This is a genomic window from Geopsychrobacter electrodiphilus DSM 16401 (genome assembly GCF_000384395.1).
Classification (GTDB): domain Bacteria; phylum Desulfobacterota; class Desulfuromonadia; order Desulfuromonadales; family Geopsychrobacteraceae; genus Geopsychrobacter; species Geopsychrobacter electrodiphilus.
Genome location: NZ_ARWE01000001.1, coordinates 2,406,025 through 2,428,616 on the forward strand (window position 1 = coordinate 2,406,025; position 22,592 = coordinate 2,428,616).

Consider the following 22,592-nt stretch of genomic DNA (forward strand, 5'->3'; position numbering starts at 1 on the left):
TCAGGCCTTATCTCCGATATAAACCGTCGCAATCCCGAAAGTCAGGTCAATAAAGGTACTGTCAACAAAACCGGCAGAGGTCATCATCGCACTAAAATTTTCCTGAGAAGGGAACTCAAGGACCGAATCGGGGAGGTACTGATAGGCGCTACGCTGAGAAAACAGACCGCCTATCGTCGGCAACAAGTGACGAAAATAAAAATAATACAGGCGACGAAACATCCGGCTACGTGGATTTGAAAACTCAAGAATTACCGCACGACCACCCGGCTTCAATACCCGGAGCATCTCACGCAATCCCTGTTCCCGCTCCACCACGTTACGGATCCCGAACGCAATAGTGATTGCGTCAAAACTGCAATTCGGATGCGGTATCGCCTCACAGGGAGCATTCACCAGCATAATACGCTTTCCCAGATTTGACTGGTTGAGTTTCTTTTGCCCATGAACCAGCATCCCCTGGGTAAAATCTTCTCCGACAATTCTGACTGAAGCATCGGTGTTTGCGGCGATTTCAAGGGCAACGTCACAGGTGCCGGTCGCGATATCAAGCACCCGGCCATCCACTGGTATATGTAATTGAGATACGGCGAAGCGACGCCAACGACGATCAATGCCGAATGAGAGTAGACGGTTGAGCAGATCATAGCGGGGTGCTATGGTGTCGAACATCTTACGCACACCACGTCCCTTGTCGGACAGTTCAAACATAATTAAGATGTCTCCTGAAAAATCAATCGTACGGCCCGTTTTTTTATCACAGGCTGTCGCAGCAGGCCACAAAAAGATCATGATCAAATCAATGACACATAACCTATCTCCCCTGCTGGTAAGTGCAGCCATAATAATAGTAGATGGAAAAGTTCTCATCACGCGCCGCCCGGAAGAGAAGCCTCATGGCGGATTCTGGGAGTTCCCAGGCGGGAAAATTGAGCCCGGCGAATCACCCGCCAGCGCCCTGCAGCGGGAAATTTTCGAAGAGTTGGGGCTTCAAATTGAAGTTAAACAGATCTTCGACGCCCTGTACCATGTCTATAGCTGGGGCAGTGTCCTAATTCTGGCTTACCATTGCCAGATTCTTGGCGGAACTCCACGCAATATTGAAGTCTCCGAACACCGTTGGGTTTCCCTTCTAGATTTGCACCTATTCAAACTGCTCCCCGCAGATGCCCCCTTGGTCAAAAAACTTCAACATCTAAGCTAAACAAACACAACTTCCATCTTGCAATTGATGTTTCACCTGGTAAACCTATATCTAGCTCACCAAAACGCATAATTTAAATCGATCATCTCGGAAAGATTGTCGGCCGAATCAACCGTATCCAGAAGAGGCGTTTCCTTAAAAGTGAGAATACTTCAATCATGACCTCTATTGTCCTAAATATCTCCCAATTCTACAACCAAAAACACGGTCATCATTTTTATAATGGGCCTGATAAATCTCTTCTATAATACATCAGATAACACTGTTATTTTATAACTTAAAGCTCATCTAGGCCAATAATTCAAAACCTTTAAACTACCCTAACTATTAGGGTTAATAGGTATTTTTACGCCAAACTAAGGTGAACAAAATTTTTATTGACAAAAATAAAACGCTGTATTAGTTTCTATCGGAGTTAAAGGCATGAACGCATGTTCTACATTTGATAAAATTATAATCACAAAAGGAGCCTCCGATTGCCGCCACGCCAAAAAGAGTCCTATTCAATCCAATCGGTTGATAACGCTCTCGACGTGCTCGAAGCTCTTTGTGAAGAGGGTGAAGAAGTTCGTATCTCCCAACTCAGTGAACGCCTCGGCATGAACAAAACCAGCATCTTTCGCCTGCTGGCAACCTTTGAAAACCGCGGTTACGTAGAAAAAGAGCCAAGATCCGGTAAATATAAATTGGGAATTTCGGCCTACGAAATGGGCCAAAAATTTCTTTCATGTATGGGTCTGTTACGCAATGCCAAACCCGTCATTGAACGCTTGGCCCGTGAATGCAATGAAGCACTCTATCTGGCAGTCCCTCGTGGCAACGAAATCCTTATGCTCGATATGGTCGACACCTTGCAGCAGGTCAAAATTATACCTCTGGTCGGCAACCGCTATCCAGTTACCACAGTCTCAGCCGGCCTGGTTATTTTGGCAAACAGCGAAGCACACCGCAGAAACTGCAATTGCGAAGAACTTTCAGCTATCTCCGTCACGCTACCCGAAATACTTAAAAACGGCGGATATATTGACCGGGGCGTCATGGGTGAAGGCATCACGTCACTATCTGTCCCTATCATAGACGCTCAGGGAAATGTCCCGGGTAGCCTGTGCATGGTCGGCCCGGAATTCAGACTGACGCCTAAAAAGATTAAAGAAACTTATCTACCTCAACTAATTGAAGCTGGGGTCGTTATCTCATCCAAGCTAGGTTATGTCGGACATTTTATCAGCAAAGATTCATACAGATAAGATTTTCAACTTGTAACGTGAGGAAAGGAGGCAGCCGAAGAATCAGACTGGCTACCTGGCCCGGCAGGATTCCGGACCAAAGCAGTTCAACCTGTGTTTGTTGTTGAAACTAAATCATGCAAGAAAAAGAGAGAGGAGACTTTATGCAACACGATTCAGCAGGATATTGGAAAGCGACTCTGGGTCTGATCAGAAATGTTTTGATCGTCTGGTTTGTCGTCTCTTATGGCTTCGGCATTCTGTTGGCACCAGCCCTCAACAGTATCCACATCGGTGGATATCCTTTGGGTTTCTGGTTCGCGCAACAGGGTTCAATGTACGTTTTCGTGGCGCTCATCTTCATCTATGCGAAGCTGATGGGTAATATCGACAAAAAATTCGACGTTCACGAAGATTAAGGGAGGATTACTAACATGAGTTTACAGGCAACTACATATCTGTTCGTTGGTTTGAGCTTCGCGCTCTACATCGGCATCGCCGTCTGGGCCCGCGCTGGCAGCACCAAAGAATTCTACGCTGCGGGTGGTAACGTTCACCCGGTTATGAACGGAATGGCGACCGGCGCTGACTGGATGTCTGCCGCTTCCTTTATCTCCATGGCCGGATTGATCTCCAATATGGGCTACGGTGGCGCGCTTTTCCTCATGGGTTGGACAGGTGGCTATGTCCTGCTCGCCATGCTGCTTGCCCCTTATCTGCGTAAGTTTGGTAAGTTTACGGTTCCACAGTTCTTCGGCACCCGTTACTACTCAAAAGGGGCCAGCACGGTCGCCGTTTTCTGTCTGTTGGCAGCGTCATTGACCTACATCATCGGCCAGATGACCGGTGTCGGGGTTGCTTTCTCCCGTTTCCTCGGGGTTTCGAACTCCACCGGGATCTATATCGGCATGGCTATCGTCTTCTGCTACGCCGTTTTCGGCGGCATGAAGGGGATCACCTACACCCAGGTAGCCCAGTACTGCGTTCTGATCCTGGCCTACACGGTTCCGGCGATCTTTATTTCACTGCAACTGACCGGCAACCCGATTCCGCAGCTCGGTCTTGGTTCCGACATGGTCGGTTCCAGTGTCAGCCTGTTGCACAAGCTTGACCTGATTTCAACTGACCTTGGTTTTGCGCAGTACACCACCCACATCCGTATCAGCATGCTGAACACCTTTGTTTACACCGTCTCGCTGATGATCGGTACCGCAGGACTGCCACACGTTATCATGCGCTTCTTTACCGTCCCTAGCGTTAAGGATGCCCGTTCATCTGCTGGCTGGGCGCTGGTCTTCATTGCCATTCTCTATACCACGGCCCCGGCCGTTGCCGCGATGGCACGGATGAACCTGCTCAAGACTGTCAACCCGACCATCATGACTAACGGTGATGTTTTCGCTCCCGACGCTCAGATTGAGCATGCGAAGCGTCCCGACTGGATGACTCGCTGGGAAGTTACCGGTCTCTTGAAATTCAAGGATTTGAACGGTGACGGCCGCATTCAGTATTACAACGACAAGAATACAGACCCCGCGTTCCAGGCCAAGGTTGCTGCTGCAGGCTGGAAGGGAAGCGAACTGTCGGTTAACCAGGACATAATCGTTCTGGCCAACCCTGAGATCGCGCTCTTGCCGAACTGGGTTATTGCGCTGGTCGCAGCTGGTGGTCTGGCTGCAGCGCTCTCAACGGCTGCCGGTCTGCTGCTCGCTATCTCTTCGGCGATCTCACATGACTTGCTTAAAGAAAAATTTATGCCTGACCTGACCGAAAAAGGTGAGCTGATGGCCGGCAAAATTTCCATGGCCGTCGCTATTGTTGTTGCTGGTCTCCTCGGCCTGCATCCCCCGGGATTCGCAGCCGGAACTGTAGCCATCGCTTTCGGTCTGGCTGCCAGTTCAATCTTCCCGGCCCTGATGATGGGTATCTTCAGCAAGACCATGAATAAGCATGGAGCCATCGCCGGGATGATCGCCGGAATCGGTGTGACCATGTTCTACGTCTTCGCTCACAAAGGGATCTTCTTCATCAAAGGGACCGACTTTGTCAGTCACCTTGGTGGGGCCAACTTCTTCTTCGGCATCGAGCCGAATGCTTTTGGTGCCATCGGTGCCGTAGTTAACTTTGCGGTGGCCTTCGCGGTCAAAAACATGACCGAGCCGGTTCCAGCCGATATCGCTGCCATGGTTGAAGCCGTGCGTATCCCTCGCGGTTCAAAAGTTGTTGATGGTACACACTAAGTCCTAGGCTTTAATCCTGATCGGGTTTTATGACCCAACCAACCCCGTCAGTCGTGACTGACGGGGTTTTTTAACAAATTACTGCTTGCCCACGCATGACCATCTCAGGTAAAACCAGTATCTGTTTGCCAAGGGCAACCCGCCCATTTTCAGCTTCAACAGGAGACCTTAATGGTTTTTGATATCAGTATTGCAATCACATGGATTCTCTTTCTGGCCCTCTTCCCCATGGCATTTATCTGGCTGCGCCGTGCGTGGCGAATTTTTATCCAAAAAGATTATTCTGAAGTTGCCCTCAAGCGAGGCTCAGCTCCGCCAAACCCAAAGAAATGGGCCCCCTATACCGGGCTGACCAACCTGGTCGCCGGAGGGGTTGCACTCACGGCAATCCTGGGCGTAGGAGCAGCCATCTTCCCTTATAAGACCTGGAGCGCCATGGCCGGGATAACCCTCTGGGGGAAGATTATCGCGGACTTCATCATCAGTCGCCAGGCTCACCCCTTCACCTCCCCCGTCATGAAAAAGAAACAACCCAAGGGTTAGCCCTGGGGGAAAATTTAATTTATCCTCCCTGTGCCTGATCGATACTTTTTTGATATCATTCAGTTTTAGCAAAATTAATACAAATCGACCTTCGCGATAATAGATCCTCTTCGCTAAGTCGAATATGTTTTCAGCCAGACAAGGGGAATGGCAATGGGACTCAGAAGAACTCTGCGCGATACAGAACCCTTCAATCTGCTCCCTGAAGACAGCTTTAATACTTTAAGCCTGGTTGCAGTCAGCAAAAAATATCCACCGCACACTCACATAATCAGTCAACACGACTCTCCAACCGGCTTTCTCTATGTTATCAGCAAGGGGCTGGTTGAGATCGTCGCGCTCACGCCCGGCGGCTCCGAGATGGTTGTCGACTATCGCCGAGAGGGTTCATTCTTCGGCAGTACTCCGGTTTTCACCAATGAACCCTATACCGCCGGCGCCCGAACGGTTCAGGAAACAGAATGTTTTCTGATCCCGTCCCAGGCCCTGACACAAGTCGCAAACCAGTACCCTCACATCACTGAATATTTTACTAAAGCAATCTTTTCCCGTGTCCGCCGCCTCTATTCAGACATCGTTCGCGATTATGGGGGGAAGGCATTGACGCAGATGGAGGCGTACCCTTTTCAGAAGCGCCTCTCTGAAATCATGTCAGCCCCGGTCGAAATCTGTAACTCAACCGCCTCGGTCAAAAGTATCGCCAAACAGATGGCTGCACACAGCATCGGCGCTATCTTGGTCAGTGATGCTCAGGATGAAATTAAAGGGATCATCACGGAGCACGATCTGGTGAGCAAGGTTCTGGCGAGTGAACATGTTGATTGCCAACAACCGACTGCAGCGGACGTCATGACTCCCCGCCCTTTCACCATGTCCTCTGAAACCTATATGTATGAAGCGACCAGCTTCATGATAGCCCACAAAATTAAACACATGCCGATTGTCGACGCAGAGAAAATTGTCGGAATCGTTTCATTGCGTGATTTGATGCGCTACCGCAGCCAAAAATCAATGTTGCTGGTCGGCAGCATAAAAGAAGCAACGACCATCGCCGAGCTGTCAACAGCCCGAACCGAAGTGGTTAAGGTCGCGCGGGCGCTCTTGAGCGAATCCCGGTCCCCGATTGAGACCATGGAGATTCTTTCCTACATACATCACTGCATCCTCAAAAAGGGTTACGACCTTGCTTTGGAAGGACTGCTCTCAGAAGGGGTAACCCCGCCCAAAATCAAATTCTGCTTCATTATCATGGGGAGCGGCGGGCGCAAAGAGATGCTGCTCGGGCCAGATCAGGACAACGGTTTCATTTACCAGGACTACCCGGATGATCAACATGAAATGGTTGAAAACTTCTTTAATTGGTTCGGGGAAAAACTGGCCGACGCCTATGAAACCATCGGCTATCCACGCTGTAACGGCGGCGTCATGGGGAGCAACCCCTTCTGGCGCGGCCGTTTGAAGGACTGGAAATGGCGAGTGTCAGACTGGATCAACAATCCGGAGCCCAAAAAGGTCATGTATTCAACAATTTTTTTCGATTTCATGCCCCTCGCCGGGGATTCAGTATTGTGCGAGGAACTGCGAGATATCGTTTACCAACAGATCCGCGAATTTCCGCTCTTCCTCTACCATATGATGGAGCAGGATTTTAAACACAAGGTCCCTCTGGGCCTGCTGGGACGATTCAGTGTCGAGCGGAACAAAGAACACAAGGGGATGCTCTCGCTTAAACAGGCAGGCAGCGTCTTCATCGTCGATTGCATCCGGATGTATCTTCTCGAAAATCAGCTGGATGCCTCAACAACCATCGAACGCTTGAAATGCCTGGTCGAAGCCCGCGTCTTTAATCCAGATACGGCCGAGCATATCAAAGCCGCATTTGAAGCCTTCACCTTTTTACGCCTGCGTAACGAAATCAACCTCATCGAGCAGGGAAAGCCCCCCTCCCATTATCTTAATCCCTATGACCTCACGAAGAATGAGCAGGACCTTCTTAAAGAAGGATTTCGGGCCGCAAGTAAGCTCCAGGACTCGGCCCGCCGCCATTTCAATGTGGGTTGACGCCTCCAGTGCCGCATGCTAGAAATCAAGTCAGAAGTTCTTGATTTCGCAGGGGAACAGCTGATTCACTCGCCTCACAACCTGAAGGTTGAGCCATGACGAAAAAATCACGCGTTACCGTCAATTTCTTTGCCCCATCGACACCAGCAATGAAAGCCGAAACCTCGGTCGCAAAAACGATCATCGTCTTCTGGTTTCTGCTCAGCTACGGCATCCCGACTCTAATCTGGCTGGCCGGGCTCTCTGATCCGCAAGGGCTAGGGGAATCGTTCCTCACCAAGGCCCGCTTTCTGGGGTTCCCTCTGCACTACTGGCTGCTGGCTCAGGGATGCACCATCGGGTACCTGCTGTTGTGTAAACTTTATTGCATGCTGTGGGATGCGAAAAATATAAAACTGCGAAAGTCCTGAGTCTTTTACCTCACGCCGTCATGAAGGATTCAACATCATGAACAGATGTTATGCGATCGCAATTCTTACTGCTTCATTGCTACTGCTAAGCTGCGGGTTCGCCATAGGCGCTGCTGGTGAAGAAATCTACCAGCTGAACCAGGGCTTCAAGTTGGTCCCTGCAATCATCATGGTAGCCCTGCTCTGCATCTATGTCGGCGTCGGATTTCTATCGAAGGTCTCAAACACTTCGGGCTATTGGGTCGCTGGCCAGGGGATCGGCAAAATCGGAAATGGTGCGGCTATCGCGTCCGACTGGATGTCCGCCGCGTCATTCATGGGCGTCGCTGGTCTGCTCTATTTAAAAGGCTGGTTCGGTCTAGGCTACATCATCGGCTGGACCGGCGGTTACGTTCTGCTGCTCTGTCTGATCGCCGCTCAGATCCGCCGCTTCGGCAAATACACCATCCCCGAATTTTTGGGGGATCGCTACAACAGCCACGCAGTACGACTGATAGCGGCCAGCGTGACCGTTATTATCGCCATCACCTACTCGACCGCACAGTTTAAAGGCATCGGCCTGATTTGCGGCTGGATTTTCGGCATGAACTATACCGCCAGTGTTTTTTTTGCCGCAGGTGTCGTTCTCACCTACATGCTTATCTCCGGCATGTCAGGCGTCACCCGTAATCAGCAAATTCAGTATGTTGTTCTGATTTCAGCCTTCCTGATTCCGCTTTGGGTGCTGCTGAAAAAAGCCGGCGGCGCCGGAATTTTGCCTCAGCTTGAATACGGCACGATTATTTCCAATCTGATGAAAGGGCAAACGGCTGTAGGCCAGATGAATCCGGAGGTAACCGCCACCCTTAAAAATGCTTACCTCCCCTGGAGTCATGGTGATTTTTATCAATTTATCGCGCTGGTCTTTACCCTGATGGTCGGCACCGCCGGTCTGCCACACATCATGATTCGTTTTTACACCGTTAAAAATGAAGATGTCGCGCGGCGCTCAGTGCTCTGGGGACTATTTTTCATCGGTCTACTCTACTGGTCGTCCCCGGTCTACGCCGCCATGGGGCGATTCTGGGATCCGACTGGTGGCAAAGCGGTCGCCGACGTGATCATCCTTTCGGCCCCCGAACGTGCGGGTCTCGGCAGCGCATTTATTGGATATCTGGCTTCAGGCGCGCTTGCCGCAGGCCTGTCGACGGTGGCCGGGCTTCTGGTCGCGGGAGCTTCCGCAATCGCACACGACTGGTATGCAACAGTTTTCAGACCGGAAAGTTCTGACCGGCAGGCTCTGCTGATCGGCAGAATCTGCACCGCACTGCTCTGTGGTGTAGTTGTCCTCTTTGCCCTCAACCCACCGGCGCTCATCGCCCAAATCGTGGCGATGGCCTTCGCAATCGCGGGGAACACCATCTTTCCCGTCGTTGTCCTCGGTATCTGGTATTCACGCTCTAACAAATATGGTGCCCTGGCCGGGATGAGTTTTGGACTCGGCATGACTCTGCTCGCCATGTTTGGCTGGATGTTGAAAATTCACATGTTTGGCGATCATGGCATTTTACCCGCCACCTCGAGTGCTCTGCTGGTCTGCCCGCTGGCTTTTCTGATCAATATTCTGGTTTCGCACGCCATGGAAGACAAACTGGATGATGAATCTGCCGAACGGGGTGACAACATTTTACGCAAACTGCATAACCTTCCAGGATACGTACCTGAAAAGGATGGACCGAAGAAAACGGCCGTCTCACTTTAGATTAGACGCTGTCACACAGCCGCAGCTGATAAGGATGCTTACATCATGACTCCTCGGACACAGAAACGCGTCGCGCTCAGTTTTGGCATACTGGGTATCGGGCTGATGGGGGTCGACCTGATGATCACGCGAAATATTTTTGTCCATACCGCTGAATTAATGTTTGCCAGCATCGCCTGTTTCATCATTGCACTGATCCTTGACCGCAAGGCCACTTAAGGCCCGACGGAGATTCCTGATGAGCATCACTCAGCTTAAAGAGACAGCCCCTTTCGACATTCTGCCCGAAAAGATCCTGCTTCAACTTCGCGATTCAGCTCTGCAGCAAACCTTCCCGGCCGACACCTATATTTTTAAGCAGAAAGATGAACCGACCGACTTTCTGTACGTCATCCAGGAAGGGATGGTCGAAATCACCGCCGCTGTCCCTGGCGGGCAGGAGATGGTGGTCGACTATCGCAAGGAGGGGAATTTCTTCGGTGGAACCCCGATCTTCTCTGGTCAGCCCTACACCGGCGGAGCGCGTGCCGTCACCGCCACCAGCTGTTTTCTGATCCCGCGTGAAGTCCTGACCAGTGTCTCAAATGACTATCCGCAGATCCGTGAGTTCTTCACCAAGGTTATCCTGACCAGGGTTCGCAGCCTCTATGCCGACATGGTCAAAGAAAATACCAGTAATGCCCTGACCCAGATGGAGGCCTACCCATTTAAAAAGCGCCTCTCTGAAATCATGCAGTCCCCTGTTGAAACCTGTATCGAAGAGACCCCGGTTCGACAGGTTGCACGCACCATCACTCACAAGAAGATTGGTGCACTGATCGTCGTTAATGCCAAGGGGACCCCGATCGGGATCATCAGCCAACGAGATCTGGTGGCCAAAGTTCTGGCTCCAGACACCGCCGACTGTGAAAACGCCCAGGCCAAAGATGTAATGACCCCTCACTGCCACGCGATGCGCCCGGCTACCTACATGTACGAAGCGATGACCTACATGACCGCACATAAGGTCAAGCATCTGCCGATTGTCGATGATGGTGAACTGGTCGGCATTGTTACCCTTCACGACCTGATGCGTTTCCGCAGTCAGAAAGCGATGCTGCTGGTCGGTTCAATCCGGGATGAAAACAGCCTGGCCGGACTCGCCCGCATCAAGCATGAAATTCTGACCATTGCCCGGGCCTTGCTGACCGAGACCCATTCAACCCCCGAAGTGATGGAGATCCTCTCCTATATTCACCAGAACCTCATCAAAAAGACCTACGCCATCTGTTACCAGCAGATGCTCGATGAGGGGCACCAGCCCCCTTCCATCAGGCACGCTTTTTTGCTGATGGGGAGCGGCGGTCGCCGGGAAATGCTGACCAGTCCGGATCAGGATCACGGCTTCGTCTTTGAGAATGTTTCGCCGCAACAGCTGGCGAAAGCCGAAGCCTTCTTTATCCCTTTTGCTGAAAAGCTGGTGACTGCCTTTCAAGAGGTTGGATTTCCTCTCTGCGAAGGGCAGGTCATGGTCAACAATCCGGCCTGGCGCGGACGGCTCGATGACTGGCGAGAACGCATCCACGACTGGATCAACGACCCCGAACCCCAAAAGGTCCGTTACTCGTCGATATTTTTTGATTTCGTCTGCCTTGAGGGTGACCAGGCACTGGCTGATGAGCTCCAGCAGATCGTCTTTTCCGAGGTCCGTGAGTTCAAACGCTTCCTCTACCACATGATGACTCTCGATCAGACCTACCGCGTGCCAATCGGCATGCTGGGCCGTTTTTTACTTGAAAAAGAGGGAACGCACAAAGGGCAACTCTCGCTCAAACAAGGAGGGATTATCTATATCGTTGACTGTATCCGCATGTTCTCCCTTGAACAGGAAACCCCTGAAACCTCAACCCTTAAACGCTTGGAAGCCTTGACCCGGAACCACATCTTCGAACGCGAAACCGCCGAGCATATCAAAGCGGCCTTTGAAGCACTGACCTTTCTGCGGCTACGCAACGAGATCGGTCTGCTTGATCAGGGTCAGGAGCCAGGCCACTATCTTGATCCGAATGAACTGACCAAAGGAGAGCAGGAATTGCTCAAAGAATCATTTAACGCCGTCAGCAAGTTACAGGACGCGACCAAACGGCACTTCTCGAAATCCTTTATTTAAATGTCCAGACGCATCAAACTACTGTTCGTTCTGTTCGGGTTGTTGTTGTTTCTGCTCGGCGCCTGTACCGATAGCGCCTACTATTTGCAGGCAGCAAGGGGGCAATACGCCATTCTCGAGAAGCGCCAGCCGATTGCTGAATTACTGAGCGGAACAACCATTGACTCCCAACGCAAGGCCGAACTTGCGCGAATTCTCCAGATTCGTGATTTTGCCACGACTCAGCTTGCCCTGCCCGACAACGCCAGCTACCGCAGCTATGTTGAGCTGGATCGGCCCTACCCGATCTGGAATGTTGTGGCCGCCCCTGCCCTGTCACTTAAGCCAAAAACCTGGTGTTTCCCGATCGCCGGCTGTGTCAGTTATCGGGGTTATTTTTCAAAGAGCGCGGCAAAATCCTTCGCTCAGAGCCTGCAGGATGAGAATTACGACACCCTGGTCGCGGGCGTTCCGGCCTACTCCACCCTCTCCTGGTTTGACGACCCGGTCCTCAGCAGTTTCAGCCATTGGCCCGCAGCATCGATCGCACGGCTCATTTTTCATGAACTGGCACATCAGCAACTTTATCTGACGGGTGATTCCGCCTTTAACGAAGCCTTTGCCACCAGCGTCGGAATTGCCGGCACACGGTTGTGGCTGAGCCAATACGGGTCTGCCGAGGAACGCCGGCAATTCGCTATCCAGCTGGAGAGGGAAGTGGCTTTTGTTAACTGGACCAACAGTCTGCGTCAACAGCTGGCCGACCTTTACGCTTCATCTTTGTCTGACCAGGAGAAGCTCACCAGAAAAAATAACCTGTTCGCGGCGGCACACCTCCAGTATCAGGCTCTCAAAAACAGCTGGGGCGGCTATGGGGGTTACGACAACTGGGTCAAAACCCTGAACAATGCGCGCCTGGCTTCACTGCAGACCTACCGCCGTCTATTACCGGCTTTCAATCGACTGTTCGAAGAGAACCAGCGAAATTTTTCGCGCTATTATCAGGCCTGCAAAGAACTGTCAAAGAAATCCACTGAACAGCGACGACAATTTCTGGCAAGCCTTCAGCCCACACCCCAACCGACAACACGCGAGAACCCATGAGCATGCAACTGACCATTCTGTGCGACAACAGCGTCGCCTCTCACCCCGGCCTGATCGGCGAACACGGTTTCGCCTGCCATATTGCAACAGCGGGCAAGCAATACCTTTTTGATACCGGCAACGGGTTGGGTCTGTTAAATAATGCAAAGACCTGCGGGATTGACCTGAGCCAAATTGATGCCATCCTGCTTAGTCATGGCCACTGGGACCACTGCGGTGGACTGCTCCCCTTGTTAAAGCTGCGCGCAGGACTCACAACGCCAATCTATGCTCACCCGGCAATTTTTGAGGAAAAGGTCAACGTCACTCAAGGCCGCAAGCGCGATAGCGGTACAGGCTTCACCAGGTCTGAAGCTGAAGCTGCCGGAGCAGTATTTATGTTATCAGCGGATCCCGTAGTGCTGTGTGATGGAATGCTGCTCTCAGGCGAAATCCCGCGACCATTCCCCTTGGAGGCGGACAAACGACTTCGTCACCGGCAACAAGGGGAGCTCGTGCCGGATCCACTTCTTGATGATCAAAGCCTCTATCTGCAAACGACATCAGGATTGACCATCCTCTGCGGCTGCGCGCATGCCGGGGTGAGAAATATCCTCAACCATGCATTTGCTCTAACTGGCGTGACATCCCTTTTCGGTATAGTCGGTGGCTTGCACTTGATGTTTACCGAAAATGAGCATCAAATGCTCATCACCAATGAACTTCAGCAACATAATATTCAGCTGCTTGCCCCCTCTCACTGCACCGGAACTTATGCCACCGGACAATTAATGCACCATTTTGGCCAGCGCGTCTTGCCTGCAACTGTTGGTACCCTGATCCAACTTTAACCTCAGCAGATCTGGTCAGCAATGCCGGAAGCCCAGAGGCAATACCTGTCTAATCGGCGCTGATTAAATCTCGCCGCTGAATCCGGGCTTGCGCGCTCGGGTTCTTACCCCTAAAGCACAGAACGCAGGACCCCTTGAAAACCATCCTCGGTCTGATAGCATTTAATGAGGAAATAGACTCAGCTACCGGGCTTGAACCTCCCCTCAAAACCCTCTGTCTTCGGATGTCCGTGGAGATACTTGTTGGACCAAGTTGCTAAACAAGGACGAGTATGAAAGCACAACCTGCAGGTCTCTACATTGCTCATTTAAGTATTCACGGATTAATCAGGGGTAAAAATTTGGAGCTGGGCCGTGATGCCGACACGGGCGGCCAGACCCTGTACGTCGTTGAACTTGCTCAGGCACTGGCCAGGCAGCCTGGCGTCGGCAAAGTTGACCTGATCACGCGACGCGTGGTGGATGATGCGGTCTCTGCTGACTATGCCGAGCGGATAGAGGCCGTCTCCGACAAATTTCGCATTCTGCGAATCAACGCTGGCCCGGATGGCTATCTCCCTAAAGAGCAGTTGTGGGATCATCTGGACGGTTTTGCCGATAACCTGGCGAATTTCTTTCGCGAGAACAGTCCCCTGCCAGATATTCTTCATAGTCATTATGCTGATGCCGGCTATGTCGGTTCGCGTTTGGCGAATCTCCTCGGAATCCCCCTGATTCATACAGGGCATTCGCTTGGACGGATAAAACGCAGCCGATTCCTGGCGAGTGACTTCACGACTCAGGAGATCGAAGAGCGCTTTAATATGAGTCGGCGCATTGAGGCCGAGGAGATAACCCTCGCCACTGCGCAGCGGGTGATTACCAGTACCTATCAGGAGATTGAGAACCAGTATGAACTTTACGATTATTACCAACCTGAACAGATGCGGGTTATCCCGCCCGGCACCGATTTTAAGCAATTTATGCCTCCGCAAGGGGGCGAATTGGAAACTCCACTATTCGCTAACCTTACCCGGCATCTGAAAGACCCGAAAAAGCCGATTGTGCTCGCCCTGTCGCGGCCGGACAAACGCAAAAACATTGAGGCTCTGGTTGCGGCTTACGGTCAATCAGACGCCTTGCAGAAGCTGGCTAATTTGTTGATTATTGCCGGGAATCGTGAGGATATTGATGATCTGGAAGAGGGCGCTCAGGAGGTCTTTCATGATCTGCTGGTTGCCATCGACCGTTATGATCTTTACGGCAAGGTTGTCATGCCGAAGCACCATCAACGCGATCAGGTCCCGCTGATTTATCGCATTGCGGCCGCGTCAGGGGGGGTATTTGTCAATCCGGCTCTGACCGAACCCTTCGGCTTGACCCTGATCGAGGCCGCTGCTTCCGGCCTGCCGTTGGTGGCCACCGAAGATGGCGGCCCGCGCGATATTATCGACAACTGTCATAACGGTTTTTTGATTAATCCGCTCGAACCGCAATCCATCACCCGGGTCTTATTAAAGCTTCTCGGCGATAAAAAGCTGTGGCAGAGTTATTGTGACAAGGGCCTGCAGGGCGTGCATGAAAACTATTCATGGGATGCACATGCCGAGCGTTATCTGACCGAGGTGAAACCGATCGCACAGCGTTCGGCATTGCTGGTACGCAAGTCGCTTTCGCGGCGCTCAGCGCTTTATCGTGACCGAGCAATCGTGAGTGACCTTGATCAAAATCTGGTTGGCGATCCTGATTCGTTGCTGCGCCTGGTCGAAGCGTTGCGTCAGCATCGACAGAGTACCCAGTTTATTATTGCCACTGGCCGTCGGCTCGACTCGGCGCTGAAGTTGATGAAGAAACACAGGATTCCGGAACCGGATGTATTGGTGACCAGCTGCGGCACCGAAATTTACCATACCCCCGAGTTGAGGCCGGATATCGCCTGGGCGAAGCATATTGATCACCTGTGGTCCCCGAAGCAGGTGAAAATGATTCTGACCGATTACCCGGGATTGAAAGCCCAACCAAAACTGGAGCAAAGTCGTTTCAAGTTGAGTTACTTCATCGATCCGGAACTTGCGGATTTGGATGAGATAAAAACGCGGCTCCATCAGGCGGAGCAAGCGGTTCATGTCCAGTTGGCCTTTGGCCAATTTCTGGACATACTGCCGTTACGAGCTTCAAAGGGGACAGCTTTACGCTATGTTGCTGAGCGCTTGAATATCCCGCTGGAGTCGGTGTTTGTCGCGGGGGGGTCCGGTGCCGACGAGGATATGATGCGTGGCAATCCGTTGGCGGCCGTGGTGGCGAACCGGCACCACGAGGAGTTGTCGCAACTGGTCGATGTCGAACGAATCTTTTTTTCGAGTAAGCCGCATGCCGCCGGAATTATCGAGGCTTTGGAGTTCTACGATTTTTTCGGCAGCTGTAAAGACCCCAGGGAGATTGCCCGTTCTGATGAGCCCTAGACGCTTGCTGCTCTGCACCGACCTGGATAGAACGCTTATCCCCAATGGCGTTCAGCCCGAACACCCAGCTGCACGCAAACTGTTCCGGGAGTTTTGTCGGTTGCCCGAGGTCACCCTGATTTACGTGACCGGGCGGCATCAGCTTTTGGTGGAACAGGCGATCGAGGAGTATGGCTTGCCGGAACCCGACTATGCGATCACCGATGTCGGGACCCAGATTTACCGGATTGAGGCTGCCAAATGGCAGGAGATGAGCGCTTATGGCCCAGATTTCGGAGGACTGGCATGGGCATAGTCGTGAGCAGATTCAGGAATATCTCCGTCCACGGTCTGAGCTCAGGTTGCAGGAAGCCAGCAAGCAGAACACCTTCAAACTCAGTTATTATCTGGCCTTGGAGGGAAACAAGGGGCCTGTGCTAAGCTGGGTCGATAGCTGTCTAAACCAAAAGGGGGTGGAAGCCAGTCTGGTCTGGAGTATTGATGAACGCAAAAGCATCGGTTTGCTCGATGTTTTGCCGCGCAACGCGACAAAGTTGCACGGGATTCAGTTTTTGCAGCAACAGCTCGGATTTCAGCAGGACGAGGTGGTTTTTGCCGGCGATAGTGGCAATGACCTGGCAGTTCTCGGCAGTGCTGTCCCTGCAATTCTGGTCGCCAATGCCGGCTCCGAAGTACAGCGACAGGCCAAGCAACTTGCCGTGCAGAATGGTCAGACCGATTCACTTTATTTGGCGACAGAAGCGGGCTCTGGTCTGGGTGGCCATTATGCCGCCGGGATCCTTGAGGGAGTCTGGCATTTTGTCCCGGAATTTCGCGCCAAGTTGACGCAAATGGAACGTTCACTATGAGTCGATCTTCAGGTCTAACCGTTTTTGGCGAGGTGCTCTTTGACTGTTTCCCGAGCGGGGAACAGATTCTGGGTGGAGCTCCCTTTAATGTCGCCTGGCATTTACAGGCGCTGGGAAATCGACCGCAATTTATTTCGCGGGTTGGAGATGACGAACTCGGCAAAACGATCCTCGCCGCCATGCAGACTTGGGGGATGAGTACCACAGGAGTTCAGTTTGATCCTGTGCATCCGACCGGGCAAGTCGCCGTTAAGGTGGTTGGGAACGAGCCTAGTTACACTATCCTCCAGGACTCGGCCTATGATTTTGTCGATGCCGCTAAAATCGGTCCTGCCGCGAGCGACGGGGTTCTGTATCACGGCACCCTGGGGCTGAGAAATAGCGTTTCTCGCGATGCATTTCAGTGGCTTGTCCAGGCTGCAGATTTAAAAATTTTTCTGGATGTCAATTTGCGTACCCCCTGGTGGCAACAGGCTGAGGTTCACAACTGGCTGGCGCAGGCGCATTGGGTCAAACTGAACCTGGATGAACTCCGTCTGCTCGGCTTCGATTCTCTCGACATCCACCAGGAGATGGCAAGGTTTCAGGTCGAGTTCCAGCTGGAACAGCTGATTCTGACCCGTGGAGAAGCGGGCGCCCTGGTGCGCACGGCTCAAGGGGAATACCACGAAGTTGTGCCCAAACAAGCCCCACTTCTGGTTGACACGGTCGGCGCCGGCGACGCATTTAGTGCGGTGTATATCCATGGGCTGCTCGCCGGCTGGTCGATAACCAAAACACTTCAGGTCGCGCAACAATTTGCCAGTAAAATCATTGGCTTGCGCGGTGCCACCACCAAGGATGCTTCTTTTTATCAGGAGATCATCGATTAGGGCTTTTGCTTCATCAGGCAAGCGGATGCTATAAATACGAAAAACCCACTAGAATCTAGGAACAGCATGTACGAACAGGTCGCCCACTCCCTTTTGAACGATATTCTCAATCAGATTAAACCCGAAATCCACCAGCAGGATCTCCGCCACTTCTATACCCGCCTCGGCGCTAATTTCTATGCCATTCACGCCCTGTTTGAAAAACTGTACGGCGACCGCGACGATTTCGAGCAACAGGCGCAAACCCTGGTCGAAACCATGGCCAGACAGTATATCAAGCGTTCCGACAAACTCCGACAGCTCGATCTGGCCCGCGAGAGGGATTATAACTGGTTTCTCAGCCAGAAATGGGTTGGGATGGCGCTCTACTGCAACGGTTTTGCTGGGGATTTAAATGGTCTGCGCGAGCGGTTGAACTATTTCCAGGAACTGGGCATCAACCTGGTTCACGTCATGCCGATTATGCCCTGCCCGGAGGGGAGCAGCGACGGGGGTTATGCGGTCAGCGATTTTCGCGAGATCGATCCGCAGGTCGGGACCCTTGCCGACTTGAACGCGCTGGCGGCTGAAATGCAGGCCCGGGACATCCTGTTGGTGCTGGATGTAGTGGTGAACCACACCTCGAATCGTCACTATTGGGCGGAACAGGCCAAGGCTGGAAATCCCGTTTATCAGGACTACTACTATACCTTCGAAACCCGCAGCGTCCCGGATATGTTCGAGCAGAGTATGCCGGAGATCTTCCCCGAAAATGCGCCCGGAAATTTTACCTGGGATGAAGAGATGGGGCGCTGGGTCATGACCGTTTTTAATGATTATCAGTGGGATCTCAACTACAGCAACCCGGCCGTCTTTATCGAAATGTTGAACATCATTCTCTTCTGGGCCAATCAGGGTGCCGATATCCTGCGCCTGGATGCGGTGGCTTTTTTGTGGAAGAAGATCGGCAGCACCTGCCAGAACGAGCGCGAAGCGCATTTAATCCTGCAATTACTGAAAGACTGCTGCCAGGTCACGGCACCTGGCGTGCTGTTTATTGCCGAAGCGATTGTGGCGCCGGTCGAGATGATTAAATATTTTGGCGAGGATGCGGTGATCGCCAAGGAATGCGAAATCGCCTACAACGCAACCTTTATGGCGTTGATGTGGGATGCGGTTGCCACCAAGAATGCCCGGTTGTTAAATCAGGGGATTAAAAGCCTGCCGGTCAAGCTGGAGCGCGCAACCTGGCTCAATTACATCCGCTGTCATGACGATATCGGGTTAGGTTTTGACGACCGGGATATCCTGCTGTGTGATTATCAGCCTGCAGAGCACCGCAAATTTCTCATCGATTATTTCACCGGTCAGTTTGCCGATTCCTATGCCCGTGGCCTCCCCTTTGGTCAGAATGATAAGACCGGCGACGCGCGGATTTCAGGTTCATTGGCTTCACTGGTGGGGCTGGAGTATGCGCTGGAAGTTGGGGATGACTCAGCGATTGATGATGCAATCAAACTCATCCTGCTGCTGCATGGCATGATCATGTCCTTTGGCGGGATTCCCCTGCTCTACTATGGTGATGCTCTCGGCACCCTGAACGACGATTCCTATCGCACCGACCCGAACAAAAGGGGAGATACCAGATGGGTTCATCGCCCGGCGATCGATTGGGAAATAGCGGCCCGCAGAAATACGCCTGGTTGCGTCGAGTATAAGATCTTCAGCGCGCTCAAGCGGATGATTGCCGTGCGTAAAGAGATCTCGGTTTTTGCTGATTTCAACAATCGTGAACTGCTTGAGGTGGAAAATCCGCATCTGTTTGTGTTTGGCCGCTACAATCTGAACCATCAATCCGGGCGGGTTTTGGTCGTCGCCAATTTTAACGGCAAGCCCCAGCACCTCAATCTGGATGATCTGGGTACCTGGAGTTCGCAACAGGGCCAGCTGGTTGATCTGTACCGAGGGACGAGTCCCGATCTTTTCAAAAATAGTCTCGTCATCCCTGGGTTTGGTTTTTATTGGCTCGGAGAAAAGTAAATGCTGACAGCTAATATTGTCACTGCTTACCTACGCAATTCTCAATTCACAGCAAGGCTGCTTGCCTTGACAGTATCCCCGCCTATACGGATATACCCGTCATCATGAAACAGACTGTACGATTTTTTAAATCGTTGGCCGATGAAACCAGGCTGCGGATACAAGAGGTATAGCATCACAGTCAAGCGCGTGCTTTTTCTTTGTACCGGCAACTCCTGCCGCAGCCAGATGGCCGACGGTCTGATCAATCATGACTTCGCCGGACAGATCGTCGCCCTCTCAGCCGGGACTGAACCTCACGGGCTTAACCCGAAAGCTGTTCAGGTCATGACCGAGCTTGGCATCGATATCAGCAGGAATAACTCTGAGCATATCAGTCAATATGACGGCCAGAGTTTTGATTACGTTATCACCCTCTGTGATAATGCCAACGAGAAATGTCCGCTCTTCTTTGGCGGGGTTGAACGTTTGCATATGGGCTTCGATGATCCGCCCAGGGCAAGCGGAACAGCAGACGAGGTCATGGATGCTTACCGCCGGGTGCGTGATGAGATCCGTGAGCAACTGGGGATTTATTTCCGTAAAGAATTGAAGCGTTGAAAGGGTTAAAACCATGCCCCAAGGACTGACGAAGAAACTCTCATTTCTCGACCGCTACCTGACCCTGTGGATTTTTCTGGCCATGTTTGTTGGCGTTGGTACCGGATGGCTCTTCCCCGGCGTAAAGAACCTGGTTAACGCCTTCTCAGTAGGCACCACGAATATTCCGATTGCCATCGGCCTGATTTTGATGATGTATCCCCCGCTGGCAAAGGTGCGTTACGAGGAGTTAGGCGAGGTGTTTGCCAACAAGAAGATTCTCGGCATCTCGCTGTTGCAGAACTGGGTCATCGGCCCGGTGTTGATGTTTATCCTGGCCATCGTCTTTCTGCACAATTACCCGGAATACATGGTCGGACTGATCATGATCGGCCTAGCGCGTTGCATCGCCATGGTCATCGTCTGGAACGAGCTGGCGCAAGGAAACACCGAATACTGCGCCGGGCTGGTCGCCTTCAATTCAGTCTTTCAGGTCCTCTTCTATTCGGTCTACGCCTGGTTCTTTATCACCGTGTTGCCGCCGCTCTTCGGACTGGAGGGGGCGGTGGTGCAGGTCTCGATCGGCCAGATCGCCAAGAGCGTGGCGATTTACCTCGGCATTCCCTTTATCGCCGGGATGCTGACCCGCTTCACCCTGCTGAAGGCCAAGGGACGGGACTGGTACGAGCAGAAGTTCATCCCCCGAATCAGTCCGATGACACTCATCGCGCTGCTCTTCACGATTCTGGTGATGTTCAGTCTCAAAGGGGAGTTGATCGTTTCCATTCCACTCGACGTGGTGCGGATCGCCATCCCGCTGCTGATCTATTTCGTCATCATGTTTCTGGTTAGCTTCTGGATGGGGATCAAGGCGGGAGCCGACTATTCCAAAACCGCAACTGTGGCGTTTACTGCATCGGGCAACAACTTTGAACTGGCGATCGCAGTAGCGGTGGCGGTCTTCGGGCTGGATTCTGCGGTCGCGTTTACCGCAGTCATCGGCCCGCTGGTCGAAGTTCCGGCGCTTATCGGGCTGGTGAATGTGTCATTCTGGCTACGGAAGAAGTATTACAGTGCAGGATAAATTGAGATAGCCCTTTGCGAGTCCCGGGCACTGAAATCCAATAACCTGAATTGAACTTGCTAACCTCGTCTAAGCCGTCCTCCGACTACTGACTCTCAGTTTCTCCGATGCAGCGTGTCAGAAGAAATGCCAGCGGAATTGTGCCGATGGCAAACATAACACTCAGCTCATAGGTACGCTCCAGGCCGATCCAGTCCCCCAAGAATCCCAGCGTAAATACGAGTAGGGAACTGACCCCAAAGTTTATAAACATGTACATGCTGTTCATAAAAGTCGGCATGTTCGAATTTGTGTCCTGGATGCAAGCCATAAGCACCGGACCCGAGGCAAACAAGAAAAATCCGAGGATAGCCAGCAAGATAATATTCTGTGTGAGGATAAACATTGCCATGGCGATCACAGAGCCGATACTCGAAATGACCAGGGTATTTTGACGACCGATTTTATCCGAAATATTGCCAGCGCAAAATGTCCCGATGACCCCGAAAAACTGCAGAACAGACAATGAAATACCGGCAAACCATAGCGAGGCGCCTTGATGGGTTAAATAAACCGGCAGATAGAGGGTCAGCGCGCTTTTCATAGCAGACTGAAAACAGAGAAACCCGGCGATCACGCTGAAAAGCGGCCAATAGAGTCGCAACAGCTTGCGGGTATCCCCTTTTTCTTTGGCCTTCTGCACGCGCCGGTTAACATCAAGATCCTTCAGCTTGATATAAAGCACCAGGGAAGCAATCACCCCCAGGGGGATCAAGCGGTATATTCCTTCCAGACCCCACAGCGATACCGCCGAAATAACCAGCAGTGGCCCCAGTGTTCTGGCCAGTTCGCCACCTACCATAAAAAAGCTCATCCCCGTTCCGACCTTGTCACCTGAAGCTTCTTTCACAATCACTGGGGTAGGGACATGAAAAAGTGCTGCTGAAATGCCCGCGACAAACAGGAGAATAAACAACACGGCAAACGAATTCGCCAACCCCACCAACCCCATACTGATGGCGGTTATCGCCGGGGTAAGAATGACAAAATATTTAACCCCGGTTTTTTCTGCCAGCAGCCCAAGAAATGGATTAAACAGGGCCGGAATCCTCCTGCTCACGTCGAGAAGAGCGCTCATCGATAACGACATGCCCAACTTAGCAATCAGCAATGGCAGCAGCGGGGCCAAAAATGAGGAGAAGGTATCGTGAGCAAGATGCGCCAGCGACAAAATAATAACGTCTGGTTTTTTGAATTTCGTGTTCAGTCCCAAAGATTATCCA

General features: G+C 52.0%; 21 protein-coding genes. 19 read left to right on the forward strand and 2 right to left on the reverse strand.

Annotated features, from left to right (window positions below):
* A complete protein-coding gene (ubiE, locus tag D888_RS0111380; protein ID WP_026362356.1) occupies nt 1-711 on the reverse strand; it encodes a bifunctional demethylmenaquinone methyltransferase/2-methoxy-6-polyprenyl-1,4-benzoquinol methylase UbiE in 711 nt (236 codons plus the stop codon).
* A 7-nt stretch (nt 712-718) separates the two neighbouring features.
* Here ubiE and D888_RS0111385 point away from each other — a divergent pair, with 7 nt between their 5' ends.
* The 19 genes from D888_RS0111385 to arsB all read left to right on the forward strand — a co-directional run bounded on the left by D888_RS0111385 (nt 719) and on the right by arsB (nt 21,330).
* Nucleotides 719-1,204 carry a (deoxy)nucleoside triphosphate pyrophosphohydrolase gene (locus D888_RS0111385; RefSeq protein ID WP_245555011.1) on the forward strand — a complete coding sequence of 162 codons (486 nt, stop codon included), beginning with the start codon at nt 719-721 and terminating at the stop codon, nt 1,202-1,204.
* A 476-nt stretch (nt 1,205-1,680) separates the two neighbouring features.
* Entirely contained in the window at nt 1,681-2,451 is a 771-nt protein-coding gene (locus D888_RS21465; RefSeq protein ID WP_020676685.1) for an IclR family transcriptional regulator, read from the forward strand.
* A 143-nt stretch (nt 2,452-2,594) separates the two neighbouring features.
* Nucleotides 2,595-2,849 carry a DUF4212 domain-containing protein gene (locus D888_RS0111395; RefSeq protein WP_020676686.1) on the forward strand — a complete coding sequence of 85 codons (255 nt, stop codon included), beginning with the start codon at nt 2,595-2,597 and terminating at the stop codon, nt 2,847-2,849.
* Nucleotides 2,850-2,864: 15 nt separating this feature from the next.
* Nucleotides 2,865-4,670 (forward strand): sodium:solute symporter family protein, encoded by a 1,806-nt coding sequence (locus D888_RS0111400; RefSeq protein ID WP_020676687.1) that lies wholly within the window; start codon nt 2,865-2,867, stop codon nt 4,668-4,670.
* A gap of 171 nt (nt 4,671-4,841) precedes the next feature.
* A complete protein-coding gene (locus tag D888_RS0111405) occupies nt 4,842-5,213 on the forward strand; it encodes a hypothetical protein (RefSeq protein ID WP_020676688.1) in 372 nt (123 codons plus the stop codon).
* Nucleotides 5,214-5,366: 153 nt separating this feature from the next.
* Complete coding sequence (locus tag D888_RS0111410) at nt 5,367-7,274, forward strand: putative nucleotidyltransferase substrate binding domain-containing protein (RefSeq protein WP_020676689.1); 1,908 nt, start codon at nt 5,367-5,369, stop codon at nt 7,272-7,274.
* Nucleotides 7,275-7,369: 95 nt separating this feature from the next.
* Nucleotides 7,370-7,684: a DUF4212 domain-containing protein gene (locus D888_RS0111415; protein WP_020676690.1), complete on the forward strand. Its 315-nt coding sequence runs from the start codon at nt 7,370-7,372 to the stop codon at nt 7,682-7,684.
* A 37-nt stretch (nt 7,685-7,721) separates the two neighbouring features.
* Nucleotides 7,722-9,425, forward strand: a complete 1,704-nt coding sequence (locus D888_RS0111420) for a VC_2705 family sodium/solute symporter (protein WP_020676691.1) — start codon at nt 7,722-7,724, stop codon at nt 9,423-9,425.
* A 45-nt stretch (nt 9,426-9,470) separates the two neighbouring features.
* Nucleotides 9,471-9,644 carry a hypothetical protein gene (locus tag D888_RS24015; RefSeq protein WP_020676692.1) on the forward strand — a complete coding sequence of 58 codons (174 nt, stop codon included), beginning with the start codon at nt 9,471-9,473 and terminating at the stop codon, nt 9,642-9,644.
* Nucleotides 9,645-9,663: 19 nt separating this feature from the next.
* Nucleotides 9,664-11,574 (forward strand): putative nucleotidyltransferase substrate binding domain-containing protein, encoded by a 1,911-nt coding sequence (locus tag D888_RS0111430; protein ID WP_020676693.1) that lies wholly within the window; start codon nt 9,664-9,666, stop codon nt 11,572-11,574.
* Complete coding sequence (locus D888_RS21470; protein ID WP_020676694.1) at nt 11,575-12,657, forward strand: aminopeptidase; 1,083 nt, start codon at nt 11,575-11,577, stop codon at nt 12,655-12,657. It begins immediately after the preceding gene.
* The gene (locus tag D888_RS21475) at nt 12,654-13,487 is read left to right on the forward strand and encodes an MBL fold metallo-hydrolase (RefSeq protein ID WP_020676695.1); all 834 of its coding nucleotides are present in this window, start codon (nt 12,654-12,656) and stop codon (nt 13,485-13,487) included. The genes D888_RS21470 and D888_RS21475 overlap by 4 nt, the downstream gene beginning before the upstream one ends.
* A 272-nt stretch (nt 13,488-13,759) precedes the next feature.
* A complete protein-coding gene (locus D888_RS0111445) occupies nt 13,760-15,928 on the forward strand; it encodes an HAD family hydrolase (RefSeq protein WP_020676696.1) in 2,169 nt (722 codons plus the stop codon).
* A complete protein-coding gene (locus D888_RS24770) occupies nt 15,918-16,223 on the forward strand; it encodes an HAD family hydrolase (RefSeq protein WP_211215666.1) in 306 nt (101 codons plus the stop codon). Before D888_RS0111445 ends, D888_RS24770 begins: the two co-directional genes overlap by 11 nt.
* Complete coding sequence (locus D888_RS22670; protein ID WP_211215667.1) at nt 16,189-16,776, forward strand: HAD family hydrolase; 588 nt, start codon at nt 16,189-16,191, stop codon at nt 16,774-16,776. Before D888_RS24770 ends, D888_RS22670 begins: the two co-directional genes overlap by 35 nt.
* Nucleotides 16,773-17,648: a carbohydrate kinase family protein gene (locus D888_RS0111455; protein WP_020676697.1), complete on the forward strand. Its 876-nt coding sequence runs from the start codon at nt 16,773-16,775 to the stop codon at nt 17,646-17,648. The genes D888_RS22670 and D888_RS0111455 overlap by 4 nt, the downstream gene beginning before the upstream one ends.
* A gap of 66 nt (nt 17,649-17,714) precedes the next feature.
* Nucleotides 17,715-19,667, forward strand: a complete 1,953-nt coding sequence (locus D888_RS0111460; RefSeq protein ID WP_020676698.1) for an amylosucrase — start codon at nt 17,715-17,717, stop codon at nt 19,665-19,667.
* 141 nt (nt 19,668-19,808) lie between these two features.
* On the forward strand, nt 19,809-20,267 hold the full coding sequence (locus tag D888_RS0111465; RefSeq protein WP_051092376.1) for an arsenate reductase ArsC: 459 nt from the start codon (nt 19,809-19,811) through the stop codon (nt 20,265-20,267).
* 13 nt (nt 20,268-20,280) lie between these two features.
* Complete coding sequence (gene arsB, locus D888_RS0111470) at nt 20,281-21,330, forward strand: ACR3 family arsenite efflux transporter (protein ID WP_020676700.1); 1,050 nt, start codon at nt 20,281-20,283, stop codon at nt 21,328-21,330.
* A gap of 85 nt (nt 21,331-21,415) precedes the next feature.
* Here the strand turns inward: arsB and D888_RS0111475 are convergent, their stop codons facing one another.
* Nucleotides 21,416-22,582 (reverse strand): MFS transporter, encoded by a 1,167-nt coding sequence (locus tag D888_RS0111475; protein WP_020676701.1) that lies wholly within the window; start codon nt 22,580-22,582, stop codon nt 21,416-21,418.
* Nucleotides 22,583-22,592 lie beyond the last annotated feature (10 nt).

What these genes read in the sequence shown, in the direction of transcription:
- arsB (WP_020676700.1), top strand. Translation starts at nt 20,281, where the DNA reads ATGCCCCAAGGACTGACGAAGAAACTCTCATTTCTCGACCGCTACCTG.
- D888_RS0111420 (WP_020676691.1), top strand. Translation starts at nt 7,722, where the DNA reads ATGAACAGATGTTATGCGATCGCAATTCTTACTGCTTCATTGCTACTG.
- D888_RS0111465 (WP_051092376.1), top strand. Translation starts at nt 19,809, where the DNA reads ATGAAACCAGGCTGCGGATACAAGAGGTATAGCATCACAGTCAAGCGC.
- D888_RS0111455 (WP_020676697.1), top strand. Translation starts at nt 16,773, where the DNA reads ATGAGTCGATCTTCAGGTCTAACCGTTTTTGGCGAGGTGCTCTTTGAC.
- D888_RS0111460 (WP_020676698.1), top strand. Translation starts at nt 17,715, where the DNA reads ATGTACGAACAGGTCGCCCACTCCCTTTTGAACGATATTCTCAATCAG.
- D888_RS24015 (WP_020676692.1), top strand. Translation starts at nt 9,471, where the DNA reads ATGACTCCTCGGACACAGAAACGCGTCGCGCTCAGTTTTGGCATACTG.
- D888_RS24770 (WP_211215666.1), top strand. Translation starts at nt 15,918, where the DNA reads ATGAGCCCTAGACGCTTGCTGCTCTGCACCGACCTGGATAGAACGCTT.
- D888_RS0111430 (WP_020676693.1), top strand. Translation starts at nt 9,664, where the DNA reads ATGAGCATCACTCAGCTTAAAGAGACAGCCCCTTTCGACATTCTGCCC.
- D888_RS22670 (WP_211215667.1), top strand. Translation starts at nt 16,189, where the DNA reads ATGGCCCAGATTTCGGAGGACTGGCATGGGCATAGTCGTGAGCAGATT.
- D888_RS21470 (WP_020676694.1), top strand. Translation starts at nt 11,575, where the DNA reads ATGTCCAGACGCATCAAACTACTGTTCGTTCTGTTCGGGTTGTTGTTG.
- D888_RS0111395 (WP_020676686.1), top strand. Translation starts at nt 2,595, where the DNA reads ATGCAACACGATTCAGCAGGATATTGGAAAGCGACTCTGGGTCTGATC.
- D888_RS0111400 (WP_020676687.1), top strand. Translation starts at nt 2,865, where the DNA reads ATGAGTTTACAGGCAACTACATATCTGTTCGTTGGTTTGAGCTTCGCG.
- D888_RS0111405 (WP_020676688.1), top strand. Translation starts at nt 4,842, where the DNA reads ATGGTTTTTGATATCAGTATTGCAATCACATGGATTCTCTTTCTGGCC.
- D888_RS0111415 (WP_020676690.1), top strand. Translation starts at nt 7,370, where the DNA reads ATGACGAAAAAATCACGCGTTACCGTCAATTTCTTTGCCCCATCGACA.
- D888_RS0111385 (WP_245555011.1), top strand. Translation starts at nt 719, where the DNA reads ATGTCTCCTGAAAAATCAATCGTACGGCCCGTTTTTTTATCACAGGCT.
- D888_RS21475 (WP_020676695.1), top strand. Translation starts at nt 12,654, where the DNA reads ATGAGCATGCAACTGACCATTCTGTGCGACAACAGCGTCGCCTCTCAC.
- D888_RS0111410 (WP_020676689.1), top strand. Translation starts at nt 5,367, where the DNA reads ATGGGACTCAGAAGAACTCTGCGCGATACAGAACCCTTCAATCTGCTC.
- ubiE (WP_026362356.1), bottom strand. Translation starts at nt 711, where the DNA reads ATGTTTGAACTGTCCGACAAGGGACGTGGTGTGCGTAAGATGTTCGAC.
- D888_RS0111445 (WP_020676696.1), top strand. Translation starts at nt 13,760, where the DNA reads ATGAAAGCACAACCTGCAGGTCTCTACATTGCTCATTTAAGTATTCAC.